We start from the raw sequence: 15,549 nt of genomic DNA, 5'->3' as shown, positions 1-15,549 counted from the left end.
ATTGAAGCCGCATAGGCAATGAAGCACCTGCCAGACTGTATGTACATGATTTGTTCTCATTCCACAAGCCCCAGTCAAGCAGCTGATATTGCTGTACATTATGCTGAGCGTTCTATTTTTGTACCTCGCACATGCCTTAATATGAGCTTCGAACACCGCGTCATGCCGGGAAGGACACCCGTGGGCGTGTGCGATTCGGATATTTCCGCCGACGGACGCTTTATCCGATGAGCGTCCCGATCCTCGTTCTCGGTGGTGCCCATATCGACCGACGCGGCCGGATTGCCGGTCCGCTGACAATGGGCGCCAGCAATCCCGGCAGCTTCATCAGCGAGCCCGGCGGGGGCGGCTTCAACGCGGCCTGCGCGCTCGCCCGCCTCGGCCACCCTGTCCGTCTGGTGAGCCCAAGGGGTGGGGATGCCGCCGGTGAAGACGTCGGTGCGGCCGCGCGCGCAGCCGGGATCGACGATCGACCCTTTGTCTATCTCGACCGTGCAACGCCGAGCTATACGGCCATTCTCGACAAGAACGGCGATCTGGTCGTCGCCCTTGCCGACATGGATCTCTACCGCCTGTTCTCGCCCAGGCGGCTGACGACGCTCAGCATGCGGGCCGCGGTTGAGGGTGTCGATGCGCTTCTGTGTGACGCCAACCTGCCGGCAGAGACGCTGGCGCTGATCGGCGACATCGCCCGGATCCGCGGCGTCAAGCTTGGCGCCATCGCGATCTCCCCCGCCAAGGTGGTGCGTTTTGCCCCCTCTCTCGACCGACTGGACTGGCTGTTCATGAATGTCGCCGAAGCGCGCGCGCTGACGGGCGCCGACACCGAGCAACCGCGCCGGTGGCCAGAACTTCTGCGCGAGCGCGGTCTGAAGGGCGGCATCGTCACCAATGGCGCCGGACCGCTGATCGCCTTCGAGGGCGATACCGCCTATGCGGTCCAGCCGCCGTTGATCGACGGCGTCACCGATGTCACCGGCGCCGGCGACGCAACGGCCGCGGCCTTCTTTTCCGCGCGCCTTAAGGATATCCCGCTGGCGCAGGCCTCCCGGATGGCGGTCGCGGCCGCCCTTGCCACGCTGAAAACCGACCGCGCCACCGCGACCGAGCTTTCGGGCGAGACGCTTCAATCCGAGCTTTCCCTTGTCCCGCCCGCCGAAATGCTATTGTGAGACGTCACGAGCCACAGACCGGAAAGATTGATGACCAGACCTCATTCCCCTCTCCTGCCGATCAGCTATTCCAAGGACGTTGCCGCCGCCAAGGCGCGCGGCGCGCCGCTGGTCGCCCTTGAATCGACGATCATCACCCATGGCATGCCCTATCCCGGCAATCTGCGGATGGCGGCAAGCGTCGAGGAAATCATCCGCCAGCAGGGTGCCGTGCCGGCAACCATCGCCGTGATCGACGGCACGCTGCATATCGGTCTCGAGCCCGAACAACTCGCAGCGCTGGCACAGGCAAGCGACGTGATGAAGCTGTCGCGCGCCGACCTTGCGTTTGCGATCGCCGAGCGCCGCACGGGTGCCACCACGGTCGCGGCCACCATGATCGCCGCCAGCCTTGCCGGAATCGGTGTCTTTGCCACCGGCGGCATCGGCGGCGTGCATCGCGGGGCGGAGGAAAGTTTCGACATCTCCGCCGACCTTCAGGAACTTGCCCGCACCGGCGTCATCGTCGTCTCGGCCGGCCCGAAGGCCATTCTCGACATCCCGAAAACGCTGGAAGTGCTGGAAACCAGCGGCGTGCCGGTCGTCACCTATGCCGAAGAAGCATTCCCGGCCTTCTGGTCGCGGATCTCGGGCCTCAAAAGCCCGCTCACCCTGTCGAGCCCGGCCGCGATCGCCAATTTCCAGCGCAGCCGCGAGATGCTGGGGATCGAGGGCGGCATGCTGATTGCCAATCCTGTCCCGGCAGACGACGAGATCGCGCGCGAGGAGATGGAAATCTATATAACCCGCGCACTGGCAAGCGCCGATGACGAAGGTATCACCGGCAAGGATGTCACGCCCTTCCTGCTCGACGCGCTGTTCAAGGTCACGGAAGGCCGCAGCCTGAAGACCAATATCGCGCTGGTCGAAAACAATGCCCGGCTGGCCGCCGAAATCGCCGTGGCGCTCGCGTCGAGCTGACACGAAACGCCGGTCGGCAATTCTGCACGACCGGCGATCAATGTCCGAGGACGGCCGGCGCGAACCCCATCGGCTGCCGTCAAGGCGGTCAGGACTGCCGTTCAGCTGTCCAGCATTTCCCGCACGGCGACTGCCAGCTGCTTCAACGAGAACGGCTTCGGCAGGAAACCGAATTTCGCGTCCGCCGGCAGGTTCTTGGCAAAGGCATCTTCCGCATAGCCTGAAACGAAGATGAAGCGCATGTCGGGATAGGTCTTGCGCAATTCGCGCAGCAGGCTCGGCCCGTCCATTTCCGGCATCACCACGTCGGACACCACGATGTCGACCTTGCCCTCGAGCCCTTCCATGATCTCCAGCGCCTCGACGCCGGAGCCTGCCTCATGCACGGTATAGCCGCGCGTCTCCAGCATGCGCTTGCCGCCACGGCGAACGGCCTCCTCGTCCTCGACCAGCAGCACGACCGCCGACTTGCCGGTGAGATCGGCATCCTCGTCGGGCTTCTTTTCCAGCTGCGGCGCCGCCGGTCCGCCGACATCGCCGGCCGGCGCGTTCTGGTCCACCTCGATGATGTGGCGGGGCAGGAAGATCTGGAAGGCCGTGCCCTTGCCGACTTCCGACACCGGATAGATGTAGCCGCCGGTCTGGCGGATGATGCCATAGACCATGGCCAATCCGAGACCGGTGCCCTTGCCGACTTCCTTGGTGGTGAAGAACGGTTCGAAGATCTTGTCCATGATTTCCGGCGATATGCCGGTGCCGGTATCGGCAACCTCGATCATCACGAAGTCCTCTTCCGGCAGGCCGCGATGGTTGAAGGCGCTGGTGGCCGAGGCCAGGATATTGCGGGTGCGCACGGTGATCTGGCCGCCATCGGGCATGGCGTCGCGGGCGTTGACGCACAGATTGACCAGGACCTGTTCGAACTGTGAAAGGTCCGTCTTGACCGGCCAGAGGTCCCGCTCGAATTCGACGTTGAGCTTGACGTTGGTGCCGGACATCAGCCGGTCGACCAGAATGCGCAGGTCGCCGATGACGTCGGTCAGGTTCAGCACCGAGGGGCGCATGGTCTGCTTGCGCGAGAAGGCCAGCAGCTGGCGCACCAACACCGCGGCCCGGTTGGCATTGCGCTTGATCTCCATCAGGTCGGCAAAGCTCGAATCCGATGGGCGCGCCTGCAGGAGCAGATGGTCGGAGGAGAGCAGGATGGCCGTCAGCACGTTATTGAAGTCGTGCGCGATGCCGCCGGCAAGCGTGCCCACCGCATTCATCTTCTGGGTCTGGGCCATCTGCGCCTCGAGCGCCTTCTGGTCCGTCACGTCGACCGCATAAACGATCGCGGCCTCTTCCGGCGCCTCGTCGCTCTGGTCGATCACCGCATTGACGTAGAAGCGGAAATGTCGGCCCTCGACGGTCGGATGGCGCGAGTCGATCGGCGCGATATCGACCTGCCGGTCCTTTGCGGCCGCCAGCGCATGCGAGAACTCTTCGCGCGCGCCGTCGTTGAACACGGTCTGCAGCAAGGCACCTGCATCGATCTCGTCGCGCGACAGCAGGTCGGAGAACAGCTTCAGGAACGGCGCGTTGGTGCGCAGCACCCGGCCCTCGCCGTCGACCGAGGCAATGGCCATCGGGGTGTTGTTGAAGAAACGGGTAAACCGCATCGAAGCCGCGGAGGTCTCGTGCTCCTGCGCGCCGCCCTTGGTGCGCGCCAGAACGATCGTGCGGCTTTCGCCCGGCGCGCCATCGCGGGCCGAGCGCACGCGGTGCACCAGCTGCACCGGCAGGATCTGGCCGTTCGACCGGCGCATGTCGAGATCGAGTGCCTCGGTCTTGGTCAGCCCCGGCTCGGCCTGAATAGACTGCACCAGCGCCATGCCCTCACCGGCCACGATGTCGGATATGTGCAGCGAGCCCGGCTGGAACTTGGTGAGATCGACCCCCAGCCATTCCGCCAGGGTCGCATTGATATAGTAGATCTCGCCTTTGCGGCCGGCGGAGAAGAAGCCGGCCGGCGCGTGGTCGAGATAATCGATGGCGTTCTGCAATTCCTTGAAGAAGCGCTCCTGGTCGTCACGCTCGGCGGAGATGTCGGCGATCTGCCAGACCTGCATTTCGCGCTTGGCACCTTCGAGCGCCACCGCGCGGGCGCGAAGCCGGTACCAATAGGCGCCGCTGCCGTTCGGCGCTTGGGCGCCCAAGGGCTTGGACAGACGAAATTCCTCATAGCCGTTGCGACCTTCGCGCAGCGCGTTGACCAGCCGATAGAGCGCCTCGGAGGATTCGCGGTGCTTCGACAGCAGCGCCTCCAGGGTTTCCACCTGGGTCGCCTTTCGCGCACCGGTCAGCCGGCCATAGGCATTGTTGGCGTAGACGATCCGGCCCTTGGCATCGGTGATGATCGTGCCTTCCGGCTGGCTGGCCAGAAAGGCCCGTGCCAGCGTGTCGGACTGCGACTGCGGCATGACCTCGACCAGGCCGATCACCGACGACACCAGGAAAAAGATCCCGACCATCGCCAAAATGCCCAGAAGGCCGATCATGACCTGACTGTCGAGGCTGTCCTTGAAGATCACGAAGGCGGCCGCGACGGCCAGGAGCACGAGCGCGATCAGCAGGATACGGATCGCCGTGCCGGATCGGTTCTTGCGCTCGACCAGCGGCGCGCCATCGTCCTCGGGCTTGTGCGGTCTGTTCATCAATCCCTCATGCATGCCGCCCGATGGAGACGTCTCCCAAAGGGTCGGATTCGCGCAGTTTATTCTGTTTAGCAAGTTGGTGTCCGCACCAAAAGCTGCCCGGAGACCGTTTTGGCAAGACTATTCACAGCCAATCCTTGCGCGGGAATGGCCTTGAGCGGCCGAAGGATGGAGATTGCATGCATTCGCGCTGCACGCATCGACATTTCCGACGCGTTGCCAAGGACCTGCTTTCCTGTCAGAAAGTCGCAAAGGAGACGACAATGCTCGATGATATGGTCAGTGCTTACGGCAACCGCTTTCTGGTCGCGGCGCTCGGGGTCAGTCTGGCGCTGCTCGGGCTGTTCGTCGTGCTCTGGGTCCTGAGGCATCGTGCGCCCTCGCCCTTCGTGCGCGGCGGCCGCAACCGCCAGCCCCGCCTGCAGGTTCTCGACGCCGCCGCGATCGATGCGCGTCGGCGGCTGGTTCTGGTGCGCCGTGACAATGTCGAGCATCTGGTAATGATCGGCGGCCCGACCGATATCGTCATCGAAAGCGGCATCGGCGAGGAACGCCCCTATCTGGCGGTCGATCGCGCTGCCGAAACCGCAGGGGCCGTCGACAGCGAACCGCGGCTCGCCACGCCCGAGCCGGCACGGCAAGCGGCCGCCGTGACAGCCGCGCCCACCATGCCCGTCGATGTGCCCTCAGTCCCCGTCCGCGAATCACGGCCAGCAACTCCAGCCGCCCCGTCGCGCGGCGAAGACGCAAGTGTCGCCACAGCTTCGATCGATCCGCCCACGGAAGCGATCCGCGCGCCGCAGCCGTCCGCGCCGACCGTCTCCGCGCCACCCCCGTCATCCCAGGCCCCGGCCGCTTCTGTGGAAAAGACCGAACCGACCCTGTCCCTGCCGGAGAGACTGGCCCCGGTCGAAGCGCCCGCGCCGAAGACCCCGCCGCCCGTGACGCGCACGGAGCCTGTGCTTCAGGCCCCGGCACAGCAGATACAGACACCCGAAATACAGACTCCTCAGGTACAGTCGCCTCAAGCCCCCGTGCCGCAGGCCCAGCCAGAGCCGGCCCCGGCGCTACGAGCCCAGGCGCCGCAGGATAAAGAGCCGCCCCAGTCCCTTCAGGCCGACCCGGATTTCAGCAAATTTCTGGAGGACCACATGATCACTCATCTGGACGGGTTGAAGGAAGGCCGTTTGCAGAGCGTGACCCGGCCGGCGCCGACCGTGATGCCGCCGGTTGCGGCCAACATTCCTCCGATGCCGCAGCATGCGCCGGCTCCGGCAAGGACCACCACCCTTCGCCCGGAAGCGCTGGCGCCCCAGCGACCCGCCGCCCCGCCCGGCCAGAGCCATCCGAAAGAGATCCGGCCGGAGGTCAAGGAAGACACCAATCTGCAGCAGGAGATCGCCAAGATCTTCGGCGAAATGGGCGGCAATCGTCGCGACTGAAAACCCGCGGTCTTTCCGACCGGGCACCGTCGCACCGCACGAGCCGTGTGCAGGGCAAGCGCCGGTCGGCAAAGCCGCCGTTCCTTCCACGCCCGTCGATAGCGGCAGATCCTGCGACGATCTATGATCGGCGGGGAAAAGGAGCGTGCGCGGTGGGGCCTCGCATGAACCCTACATATCGCTTCCATCCGGAGATGGTGCTACGGCCGCGAGAATAACACCGTGTCACGCGCACATCCGAGAATATCATCCGACCGGATCTTATCAAAGGGGATCGTGACGAGCCCAGGAGGACTTCTCTGTCGTTGCCCGGCAAACGTCGAATCTGGCCTCGCCAGAGGTGTTTCTCCAAGGCATATATAATGGGGAAAGCAGACGTCGAAGAGTTGCGTCCGACGGCGTCGGATCATGCATACGGAGAGGCCAGATCACAGGCCCTGCAATCGGCCTGATAGAGACAACCGGCCGACATCAGGCTATCGGCGCCCGACACGGGTTTCGCCCGGCGTCAACTGCATACGAACCGCTCCCTGCGCCACCGGCGCAAAGAGGAAGGCGGCCTTACTCGTCCCGGTAGACCTTTTCCCGACGTTCGTGGCGCTCCTGCGCCTCGATGGACAGGGTTGCGATCGGTCGGGCGTCGAGCCGCTTGAGGCCGATCGGCTCGCCGGTCTCCTCGCAATAGCCATAGGTCCCGTCCTCGATCCGCTGAAGCGCAGCGTCGATCTTGGAAATCAGCTTGCGCTGACGGTCCCGGGCACGCAGCTCGATGGCACGGTCGGTCTCTGAAGAGGCTCTGTCGGCGAGGTCCGGATGATTTGCGCTTTCCGCGGCCAGGTGTTCCAGCGTTTCGCGCGCCTCACGCAGAATGTCGTTTCTCCAAGCGATCAGCTTGGCGCGGAAATAAGCCCGCTGATTGACACTCATGAACTCTTCGTCTTCCGAGAGCACATACTCCTCAAGATTGATCTTCTCACTCAACGCGATTCTCCTGAAGAACATCTCAACGGCGGCTGTATATCCCCTGGAACTTTCAGGTTCAAGCCTTTCAAACGGCTTTTGGAATTTTATTGAACTGACATAAAACCCTCATAAATGCTCAGGAATTCAGCATAAAATGAGCTCGCCTGCATAAAACTTCGGCGCGCGAGCAAACACCCCTACGACCGCTGCCGGGTTGCAGGGATTTTCCACAGTTGACGCTGGCGCCAATCTGCCGATAGTTCCGCCAAAGAGGAATGCGACAGGACTTGTGCATGACCGCGAACAGGGCCCCGCAACGCCGGATCTATCTCGTCAGACACGCGAGCGCCGCCTGGACGAAGCCCGGAATGTGCGATTTCGACCGTCCCCTGACCGATCAGGGTATTGCCGAGGCCCGCGACATCGCGGCCCGCGCCAGCGCCTGCGGCTATCATCCGGCGGCCATATGGTCGTCCTCCGCCGTGAGATGCCGGCACACGACCGAGATCCTGGCGGAAGCGCTGGAGTGCAAGCCGCATCTCGAATTGACCGACACGCTCTATAATTGCGAAAGCGATATCTATCACGCGATCCTGGACGGGCCGACAACCGACGGCGCCTTGATGATCGTCGGCCACAATCCGACGCTGGAGGACATGCTGATCGAACTGGCCGGCAGCCAAGCCTTCGACGACCATATTCCCTTCGGTTACCCGACGGCGGGTCTTGCCGCACTGGAGCAGCAGGTACCGCAGGCAGGTCCCGCCTGGAGGCTTGCCGGCTTCCTCAGCCCCGGCAGATAACCCCGCGATCGCGCCGTCGATCTTTGAACCGGCCGATGCACCTCCTATATCTCTCTTCGAAAACAGCAATGCGGAGCAGGTCTTGGCGTCTCAAATCACCACCTTTGCCGATGAGGCCGTCATTGCCTTCGACAACATCACCGATCGCGCCGCCAATCTCGTCAATCCGTCGATCCGGCTCGGCGTCACTGGGCTGTCACGCGCCGGCAAGACGGTATTCATCGCCTCGCTGGTCCACAATCTCCTGCATGGTGGACGGCTGCCGCTGTTCGAACCGCTGCAATCGGGACGGATCAAGAAGGTGAGGCTGGAGGAGCAGCCGGACGACGCCGTTCCCCGCTTTCAATACGAGGATCACATCCGGGCGCTGGTGCGCGACCGCGAATGGCCCGATTCCACCCGCGCCATATCCGAACTGCGCCTGACCATCGACTATGACAGCGCCAGCGGTTGGAGCCGCTTCTTCTCCGCCGGCAAGCTGTCGATCGACATCGTCGATTATCCCGGCGAGTGGCTGCTCGATCTGCCGCTGCTGGCTCAGGACTTCCGCACCTTCAGCGAACGCACGGCAGAGATGGCGCGCTCCGGCATCCGCGCGGAACTGTCGCGGGACTGGCTGGAATTGACCGCCGGTATCGATATAGATGCCCCCGCCGACGAAATGATCGCGCGAAAACTGTCGACGGTGTTCACCGCCTATCTGCGCGCCTGCAAGTCCGACGAGCGGTCGCTCTCCACGCTGCCGCCCGGACGGTTTCTGATGCCGGGGGATCTCGACGGCTCCCCGGCCCTCACCTTTGCACCGCTGCCCGACATGCCGGCCGGAGCGGCGAAGAAGAACTCGCTGCGGGCGATGATGGAACGCCGCTACGAGGCCTACAAGAATGTCGTGGTGAAGCCCTTCTTCCGCGAACATTTCGCCCGCCTCGACCGCCAGATCGTGCTTGTCGATGCCCTGCAGGCGATCAATCGCGGACCGGAGGCGGTGCAGGACCTGGAGCGCGCGCTGGCCGATGTGCTCGGCTGCTTCCGCCCCGGCACCAATTCCTTCCTGACGGCGCTGCTGCGCCGTCGGATCGACCGGGTGCTGGTCGCCGCCACCAAGGCCGACCATCTGCACCACGAGAGCCATGACCGGCTGCAGGCGCTGACCCGCCGTCTGGTCGAACGCGCCATTCGCGGCATCGGCATGAGCGGCGCCGGCATCGAGGTCATGGCGCTTGCCTCCGTCAGGGCAACGCGGGAAGCGACCGTCAAGGAGAATGGCGAAGACCTGCCGGTGATCGTCGGCACGCCGATGGAAGGCGAGATGATCGACGGCGAACGCTTCGACGGCAAGCGGCGCACCGCAGTCTTCCCCGGCGACCTTCCACGCAAGCTCGATCCGCTGTTCGAGGCGCTCGACGGCACCGTGCCCGGCAGCCGCCTGCCGCATTTGAATGTCGTGCGCTTCCGGCCGCCGGAACTCGAGGAGACCGCGGAAGGACTGACACTGTCCGTGCCGCATATCCGCCTCGACCGCGCACTGCAATTCCTGCTGGGAGACCGCCTCGCATGACACGCACCCCGGACAAGACAGGCGGGCCGCGCCGCCCGATGCGTTTCGACATTCCGGACGAGGCTCCGGCCACGCCGCCGCCTCAGGCACAGCCCCGCCAGCCGCGCAGTTTCCGCGACAATGTCGTCGTCACGCCGGACGAGGAGGACGTGTTCCTCGCAGAAGCCGCCGCTGCCGAAGTGCTGCCGGCCCCGCCGCGCAAGCGCCGCTTCTCCTTCCTCAAGCTGGCCATCGGTGCGCTCAGCCTGCTGCTGTCGCTCGCCTTCGGTCTGTGGATCGACCAGCTGATCCGCGATCTGTTCAGCCGTGCCGACTGGCTCGGCTATACCGCCATCGGCATTGTCGCCGTCGGCCTGTTCGCCGTCCTGATGGTGGTCATCCGCGAGATCACCGGGCTGATGCGGCTCGATGCCACCCAGATCATGAAGGCCGAAGCCATCGAGGCGATCGCGCTTGGCAATGCCAAGGAGGCGCAAAGCGTCGTCCAGCAGCTGACCACACGGCTCCACGGCCGGCCGGAAACCGCCAAGGGCCGCGAGACGCTGCGCGCCGCCAAGGACGACATCATCGATCCGCCGCAACTGCTCGAACTGGCGGAGCGCGAGCTGCTGAGCCCGCTCGACCGGCGGGCGCGGGCGCTGATCGTCGCCTCCTCCAAGCGCGTCTCCGTGGTGACCGCCGTCAGTCCGCGCGCCTTCGTCGATCTCGCCTATGTGCTGATCGAGGTGACGCGGCTGATCCGGGCGATCGCCGAGCTATACGGCACGCGGCCCGGCCGGCTCGGCATGCTGCGGCTGGTGCGCGACGTGCTGGCGCATCTGGCGGTGACGGGCTCGATTGCGGTCGGCGACGGCCTTGCCCAGCAGGTGCTCGGCCATGGCCTTGCCTCGCGGCTATCGGCGCGTCTCGGCGAAGGCGTGGTCAACGGCATGATGACCGCCAGAATCGGCATCGCGGCCATGGATCTCTGTCGCCCCCTGCCTTTCAGGGCCGTCCGGCGACCGGGTGTCAGCGATTTCATCGGCGATCTGACGCCGGGGACCCAGCCCCCCACCGCCTGACCACCGCCTCAGGATTACCGCACAATCACCTTGCTATCACCCGAAGCTGCGACCTGCGGTGGATTGCCGAATGGCGCGAATATGGTTAAGGGAAGGGAACCGTTAACCATTCGAAGATAATATCACCGACAGGTTTTCGGTCGCTCGTACCAAGGTAATTCGATGGCATTCCGCTCCCCTTCCCTTGCCAGCCTGTTGTTGGCAGCCACGCTTGCACTCACCGCCGCGCTGCCGGCGGCTGCGCAAGGCGGGACACGCGACAAGCGCTTTTTCGACACCGTTGCCGGCACCTGGACCGGGCCCGGCGAGATCGTCGCCGGCAAATACAAGGGCACGCGCTTCACCTGCAATCTGACCGGCATTTCCGGTGACGGCGGCCAGACCGGCCTCACACTCGACGGAACCTGCCGGGTCGGCGTCTTCTCGCAGCCGATGAAGGCGGTGATTTCCCAGGTCGGCGATGGTTATCAGGGCAAGTTTCTCGATGGCGCCGCCGGCAAGGGTCTCGACATCGTGTCCGGCACGGTCAGCGGCGACCGTGTGATCATGGGCATCAACCGCGCCAAGCTGAACGGGGCCATGGTCGCCCATCTGCAGAACCAGACGGCGATGAACATCACCATCTCCGTCCGTGTCGAAGACCAGCTCGTGCCGGTGATCGGCCTGAAGCTCAATCGCCGCGGTGCCGCAAGCGCCGACTGACGGGCCTCTTCCAAAAAAACGTTATTCGACATTCTGACCGCATGCCCAAGCCCGTCGATCGCGGGCTTTCCGGCGTTCGGCAACCTATTCGGCCATCCACCAGTCGCCGGCCAGAGTTTCGGCGGCAATGGCGCCATGTTCTATCGTCGCCACCCATTGATCGACGGGCTTGCCCGCGATCATCAGCTTCGGCGCGATATCGGCCAGAGGCACCAGCACGAAGGCGCGCTCGGTGATCCGCGGATGCGGAATGGCAAGCGTATCGCTCGACACGTCGCGGTCGTCATAGGTGAGGATATCGATATCGAGCGTGCGCGGCCCCCAGCGATCGCCCCTTACCCGCTTCAGGGCACGCTCGATCGACAGGCAGAATTCCAGCAGCGCCTGCGGCGGCATGCGCGTCTCGATCAGCACGCAGGCATTGAGAAAATCGGGCTGGTCGGTCTTGCCCCATGGCGGGGTGCGATAGAGCCGCGAAACCTCCAGCACACGGCAGTCCGCATGCGCTTCGACATGGCGCAGCGCCCTGGCCATGGCCGTCCTGGGGTCGCCGACATTGCCCCCGAGCCCGAGCGTCGCCCGAACCCAGCTTCCGGCGTCGGGCGTCTCCTCAGCGGGCGGTTTCAAGGCTCACCTGCACATAGTCCAGAATGCCGGGCACGGGTGCCGAGGGCTTGCGCACGTTGATACGCACCCGCTGGATCGGCGGAAAGCGGGTGAGCAGGGCGTCGGCGATATCCTGCGCCAGTGCCTCGATCAGTTCGCGGCGGGTATGGACGACGATCTCCTCGATCACCTTGAACACGCTGCCATAGTCGACGGTATTGTCGATGAGGTCGCGGCGCACGGCCTCACCGGCCGGAAGGTCGAATTCCGCATCGACATAGAAGCGCTGCCCCAGGAACTCCTCCTGCGGAAACACGCCGTGGCGGGCGAAGAAAGCGCAGTTCTTCAGGGTGATCGTATACTGGCTGGTCAACGGTCGCTTCCTTCCTGTTCGGCGCGGGCCGCCCGCAGCATAGCATCGGCGACTGCCAGCGCATCCCGGCTGGCCGCGACATTGTGAACCCTGAAAACGCTGGCGCCCTTCAGCCAGAGCAGGGCCGAGGTGGTAGCGGTCGCGATATCGCGACCCTTGGCGTCGCGCCCCGTCACCTCCCCGAGAAACCGCTTGCGCGAGGTGCCGACGAGCAGCGGATGACCAAAGGCGTGCAACGCCTCGAAGCGCGCCATCAGGGCGAAGTTCTCTGCCGCCGTCTCCTTGTTGAAGCCGAATCCCGGATCGAGGACGATAGCGGCCGGATTGATCCCGGCGCTGGCCGCAATCTCCAGCGAGCGATCGAGAAATTCATGCTGGTCGACCACCACATCGGCCGACTTTACCCGTCCGCGGCCCGTATGCATGATACAGATCCCGGCCCCCGTCTCGGCCGTCATGACGGCCATGGCGGGGTCGTATTGCAGCCCCCAGACATCGTTGACGATATGGGCGCCGGCATTAATGGCAAGCCTTGCGGTTTCCGGCCGGTAGCTGTCGACCGAAATGACCGCCTCGGTTTCGCGCACCAGGCGCGCGATCAGCGGCAGGATCCGGGCCTGCTCCTCGTCGGCCGAGACGGCCGTGGCACCGGGCCGGGTCGATTCGCCGCCGATATCGAGGATATGGGCACCCTCCTGAAGAAGCGTCAGCGCGTGGGAAAAGGCCGCGTCCGTCTCGGCATGATCGCCCCCATCGGAAAACGAATCCGGCGTCACGTTGACCACCGCCATGATCAGCGGCATATGGCCGAGCGCGAGACTGCGTCCATGGGCCAGCTGCCAGCTTCGTGTCTCCGCCATCGCCACCGGCCATCTCCGTACATTAAATTTCGCCGAGCGATATTGCGCTCGCCATGCCTATGCCCCAAGGTCGCGGCGAATACAACTGAACGGGCTCCGTCTCATGAAATTACCCTACGGGCTTGCGCCAGCCGCCCTGGCCAGTCTGTTTCTGCTGACATGCACGCATCAGGCCCCAGCCCAAGCCATTGTCCGCAAGACGGTTTCCTACTTCTCCATCGGCGGCCATACCGCCGAGGATCTCGACCGGGAACTGCAGACGGCCGGCCCCTTCACCAACAGCACGAACTCGCGGCATCCCGGCGCCACGAAGATCAAGTTCGACGGTGAACTCAACTACGTCCAGAAGAACGGTCGATGCAGCATCGGCACGATCAAGGTCATCGTGAAGGCGCACATGATCCTGCCGCGCTGGAAATACCGTCGTCACGCGACGAAAGACCTGGCAATGATCTGGGATGCCCTGTCCAGCGACATCGAGCGCCACGAAGCCCGGCATGCCGAAATCGCCAAGCAGCACGCCCATTGGCTCGACAATGCCCTGCGCGCCCTGCCGCCGATGGCAAACTGTAGCGTCCTGCAGGACAAGGTGGCGCAGATTTCCGACGAGGCGATTGCCGCGCATGACAAGGACCAGATGCGATTTGACCGGGTCGAGGCGATCAATTTCGAACGCCGGATGATTCGCATCCTGCAGACCCGCCTGCAGCGCAGCAACACCGGCAAGTAATAGCACCATCGATTTTGAGTGGATTCCGCGGCATTTGGCAGGGAAACTTGCCCGGGCCTGACGCATATACCTGTGAATAACAGGCTAAAACTCGCCCTAGAACTTGCGAAGATACTAAAGTAATAATGAGATCAACATGCAAGTCGCAGAAATTCTACCAGGTTCTCCTGGCGTGTCCATCAGCCGCGGGTGCTCCTCCCTCTCCCAAAGGCGACGCGCCCACTTTGCCTCGCTGACCGCCCAAGGGCACAGCGAGGCACTTTTTTTTGCGTCCGCCATGGCGTGCAGCCGACGGCGCGGATGATCAGCCCTGACGCTCCGGAACATTGACCACCAGGCCATCGAGGGCTTCGGTGACCTTGATCTGACAGGAGAGCCTGGAATTCGGCCGGACATCCGACGCGAAGTCGAGCATGTCCTCTTCCATCGGTGTCGGCTCGCCGACCGCCGCCGTCCAGGCTTCATCGACATAGACATGACAGGTGGCGCAGGCGCAGGCCCCGCCGCACTCGGCTTCGATGCCCGGCACGGAGTTGCGCACGGCGTTTTCCATCACCGTCGATCCCGGTGCGGCATCCAGTTCGAAAGGCGTGCCGTCGAAGGCGATGATCGTCAGTTTTGTCATGCGTGAATATGTCCAGATCTGCTGAGGAAAGGCGCGGGCCGGCACTTTTCCCCGAATTCGTCTGCCTAGTCAATCATTGCGGACGCACAGGCGCGTGAACACCGCGGCACCGCCGGGGCAGATCGGCCTTGCCCCTCCCGCCGTCTTGGAGAGCGGCTGCGCTTAACGGCAGAGCTTCAGGATGAAATTCTCGGTCTCGACGATCGATGCACCGAGGAGTGCGATGCTCTCGGCCGTCACGCCCTCGCCGCTCAGCCTTTCGCTCGCCGCACAGATGCGGCGCGCGCCGAGATTGCCGGCCATCGCACCGAGCAGGTCACTTGCCCGCCGGATCTCCTGCAGATCGCCTGAGCCCAGCACCTGCAGGCAGCTGCGGGCCTGGCGGCTGAACCCCTTCAGCGCGTCCAGTTCGGCCTCGGAGTTGCCGTGATATTCCGTGGCAAGCCAGGCAAGATCGACCGGCGAAGCGCAGTCGGTGGGAATGGCCTTGGCGGACGGAGTGGCGAAAGCGGCGTTGGCACGTGCCATGATATGCATCCCTGGTTCATTGGCGTTCAGGGCTTCCATGATCCATGCTGCGGCTTGGAATTCGATTAAGAGCACCAGCCTGCGCAAGGAGATTGAAACTAAGGTTAATTTTAAGTAAAGGCCTGAGGCTTTTTGGCTTTCAGCCCGCGATTTCGGCCAAATTCTGTTAACAATTGCAAGGGAAACTCGCCCCGCAGGACTGGCATAATTGTCATCCGGGGGTGAATGTGTCACTACGATACGGATCAATGGGCAATTGCGAGTATTTTTTTGCCCGGCAAGACCGAAGGATGGTATGAAGGAAAGCCGTCAGGCGGCTGAAATTCATCAGGAATGGTCTTGAGATGCACGTCGAGGCAGGTGCCCATGCGGGTGAGGTCGGCATCGACGGGTCAGGACGGCGGAATAGTCTCTGCGCATGACGCGCGGACGCCAGGTTTCGCCGGCCTTAAGAGTTGTAACGAGGCGTA

Annotated in this window: 15 protein-coding genes; 8 read left to right on the top strand and 7 right to left on the bottom strand. The window is 63.9% G+C overall.

Features of this window, described 5'->3' with window-relative positions; translation table 11 throughout:
• Nucleotides 1–227 precede the first annotated feature (227 nt).
• The gene (locus J2Z17_RS12110) at nucleotides 228–1,172 is read left to right on the top strand and encodes a carbohydrate kinase family protein (RefSeq protein ID WP_209945300.1); all 945 of its coding nucleotides are present in this window, start codon (nucleotides 228–230) and stop codon (nucleotides 1,170–1,172) included.
• A gap of 30 nt (nucleotides 1,173–1,202) precedes the next feature.
• A complete protein-coding gene (locus J2Z17_RS12105; protein ID WP_209945298.1) occupies nucleotides 1,203–2,132 on the top strand; it encodes a pseudouridine-5'-phosphate glycosidase in 930 nt (309 codons plus the stop codon).
• Nucleotides 2,133–2,233: 101 nt separating this feature from the next.
• Here the strand turns inward: J2Z17_RS12105 and cckA are convergent, their stop codons facing one another.
• A complete protein-coding gene (cckA, locus tag J2Z17_RS12100) occupies nucleotides 2,234–4,828 on the bottom strand; it encodes a cell cycle histidine kinase CckA (RefSeq protein ID WP_209945296.1) in 2,595 nt (864 codons plus the stop codon).
• Nucleotides 4,829–5,091: 263 nt separating this feature from the next.
• Between cckA and J2Z17_RS12095 the strand changes: the two genes are divergently transcribed.
• Nucleotides 5,092–6,270, top strand: coding sequence for a flagellar biosynthetic protein FliO (locus tag J2Z17_RS12095; protein ID WP_209945294.1), 1,179 nt, complete (start codon nucleotides 5,092–5,094; stop codon nucleotides 6,268–6,270).
• Between the two features lie 561 nt (nucleotides 6,271–6,831).
• Here J2Z17_RS12095 and dksA read toward each other — a convergent pair.
• On the bottom strand, nucleotides 6,832–7,251 hold the full coding sequence (dksA, locus tag J2Z17_RS12090) for an RNA polymerase-binding protein DksA (protein ID WP_209945293.1): 420 nt from the start codon (nucleotides 7,249–7,251) through the stop codon (nucleotides 6,832–6,834).
• A gap of 275 nt (nucleotides 7,252–7,526) precedes the next feature.
• Here dksA and J2Z17_RS12085 point away from each other — a divergent pair, with 275 nt between their 5' ends.
• The 4 genes from J2Z17_RS12085 (at nucleotide 7,527) to J2Z17_RS12070 (ending at nucleotide 11,357) form a co-directional block, all read left to right on the top strand.
• The gene (locus tag J2Z17_RS12085) at nucleotides 7,527–8,036 is read left to right on the top strand and encodes a SixA phosphatase family protein (RefSeq protein WP_209945292.1); all 510 of its coding nucleotides are present in this window, start codon (nucleotides 7,527–7,529) and stop codon (nucleotides 8,034–8,036) included.
• A gap of 82 nt (nucleotides 8,037–8,118) precedes the next feature.
• On the top strand, nucleotides 8,119–9,594 hold the full coding sequence (locus J2Z17_RS12080) for a YcjX family GTP-binding protein (protein WP_209945291.1): 1,476 nt from the start codon (nucleotides 8,119–8,121) through the stop codon (nucleotides 9,592–9,594).
• A complete protein-coding gene (locus J2Z17_RS12075) occupies nucleotides 9,591–10,655 on the top strand; it encodes a YcjF family protein (protein WP_209945290.1) in 1,065 nt (354 codons plus the stop codon). The genes J2Z17_RS12080 and J2Z17_RS12075 overlap by 4 nt, the downstream gene beginning before the upstream one ends.
• Nucleotides 10,656–10,817: 162 nt before the next feature.
• Entirely contained in the window at nucleotides 10,818–11,357 is a 540-nt protein-coding gene (locus J2Z17_RS12070; protein WP_209945289.1) for a hypothetical protein, read from the top strand.
• An 84-nt stretch (nucleotides 11,358–11,441) separates the two neighbouring features.
• On the opposite strand, the gene folK is transcribed toward J2Z17_RS12070, so the two are convergent.
• The 3 genes from folK to folP are packed head-to-tail and all read right to left on the bottom strand — an operon-like array spanning nucleotide 11,442 to nucleotide 13,196.
• Nucleotides 11,442–11,984: a 2-amino-4-hydroxy-6-hydroxymethyldihydropteridine diphosphokinase gene (folK, locus tag J2Z17_RS12065; RefSeq protein ID WP_280923363.1), complete on the bottom strand. Its 543-nt coding sequence runs from the start codon at nucleotides 11,982–11,984 to the stop codon at nucleotides 11,442–11,444.
• Entirely contained in the window at nucleotides 11,968–12,336 is a 369-nt protein-coding gene (folB, locus tag J2Z17_RS12060; protein WP_209945288.1) for a dihydroneopterin aldolase, read from the bottom strand. Before folB ends, folK begins: the two co-directional genes overlap by 17 nt.
• On the bottom strand, nucleotides 12,333–13,196 hold the full coding sequence (folP, locus tag J2Z17_RS12055) for a dihydropteroate synthase (RefSeq protein ID WP_209945287.1): 864 nt from the start codon (nucleotides 13,194–13,196) through the stop codon (nucleotides 12,333–12,335). Before folP ends, folB begins: the two co-directional genes overlap by 4 nt.
• 103 nt (nucleotides 13,197–13,299) lie before the next feature.
• Here folP and J2Z17_RS12050 point away from each other — a divergent pair, with 103 nt between their 5' ends.
• Nucleotides 13,300–13,926, top strand: a complete 627-nt coding sequence (locus J2Z17_RS12050; protein WP_209945286.1) for a DUF922 domain-containing Zn-dependent protease — start codon at nucleotides 13,300–13,302, stop codon at nucleotides 13,924–13,926.
• Between the two features lie 304 nt (nucleotides 13,927–14,230).
• Here J2Z17_RS12050 and J2Z17_RS12045 read toward each other — a convergent pair whose 3' ends face one another.
• Together J2Z17_RS12045 and J2Z17_RS12040 are read right to left on the bottom strand one after the other, a co-directional pair.
• Nucleotides 14,231–14,551, bottom strand: a complete 321-nt coding sequence (locus tag J2Z17_RS12045) for a 2Fe-2S iron-sulfur cluster-binding protein (RefSeq protein WP_209945285.1) — start codon at nucleotides 14,549–14,551, stop codon at nucleotides 14,231–14,233.
• A 162-nt stretch (nucleotides 14,552–14,713) separates the two neighbouring features.
• Nucleotides 14,714–15,079: an Hpt domain-containing protein gene (locus tag J2Z17_RS12040; protein WP_209945284.1), complete on the bottom strand. Its 366-nt coding sequence runs from the start codon at nucleotides 15,077–15,079 to the stop codon at nucleotides 14,714–14,716.
• Nucleotides 15,080–15,549: the final 470 nt, after the last annotated feature.

It is taken from the genome of Heterorhizobium halophytocola, assembly GCF_017873095.1.
GTDB lineage: Bacteria > Pseudomonadota > Alphaproteobacteria > Rhizobiales > Rhizobiaceae > Allorhizobium > Allorhizobium halophytocola.
This window is presented reverse-complemented; position numbering and strand designations above follow the sequence as displayed.

Excerpts from the sequence above, each read along its gene's own strand:
- J2Z17_RS12110 (WP_209945300.1), top strand. The coding sequence starts at position 228 with ATGAGCGTCCCGATCCTCGTTCTCGGTGGTGCCCATATCGACCGACGC.
- J2Z17_RS12105 (WP_209945298.1), top strand. The coding sequence starts at position 1,203 with ATGACCAGACCTCATTCCCCTCTCCTGCCGATCAGCTATTCCAAGGAC.
- cckA (WP_209945296.1), bottom strand. The coding sequence starts at position 4,828 with ATGAACAGACCGCACAAGCCCGAGGACGATGGCGCGCCGCTGGTCGAG.
- J2Z17_RS12095 (WP_209945294.1), top strand. The coding sequence starts at position 5,092 with ATGCTCGATGATATGGTCAGTGCTTACGGCAACCGCTTTCTGGTCGCG.
- J2Z17_RS12085 (WP_209945292.1), top strand. The coding sequence starts at position 7,527 with ATGACCGCGAACAGGGCCCCGCAACGCCGGATCTATCTCGTCAGACAC.
- J2Z17_RS12075 (WP_209945290.1), top strand. The coding sequence starts at position 9,591 with ATGACACGCACCCCGGACAAGACAGGCGGGCCGCGCCGCCCGATGCGT.
- J2Z17_RS12070 (WP_209945289.1), top strand. The coding sequence starts at position 10,818 with ATGGCATTCCGCTCCCCTTCCCTTGCCAGCCTGTTGTTGGCAGCCACG.
- folP (WP_209945287.1), bottom strand. The coding sequence starts at position 13,196 with ATGGCGGAGACACGAAGCTGGCAGCTGGCCCATGGACGCAGTCTCGCG.
- J2Z17_RS12050 (WP_209945286.1), top strand. The coding sequence starts at position 13,300 with ATGAAATTACCCTACGGGCTTGCGCCAGCCGCCCTGGCCAGTCTGTTT.
- J2Z17_RS12045 (WP_209945285.1), bottom strand. The coding sequence starts at position 14,551 with ATGACAAAACTGACGATCATCGCCTTCGACGGCACGCCTTTCGAACTG.
- J2Z17_RS12040 (WP_209945284.1), bottom strand. The coding sequence starts at position 15,079 with ATGGCACGTGCCAACGCCGCTTTCGCCACTCCGTCCGCCAAGGCCATT.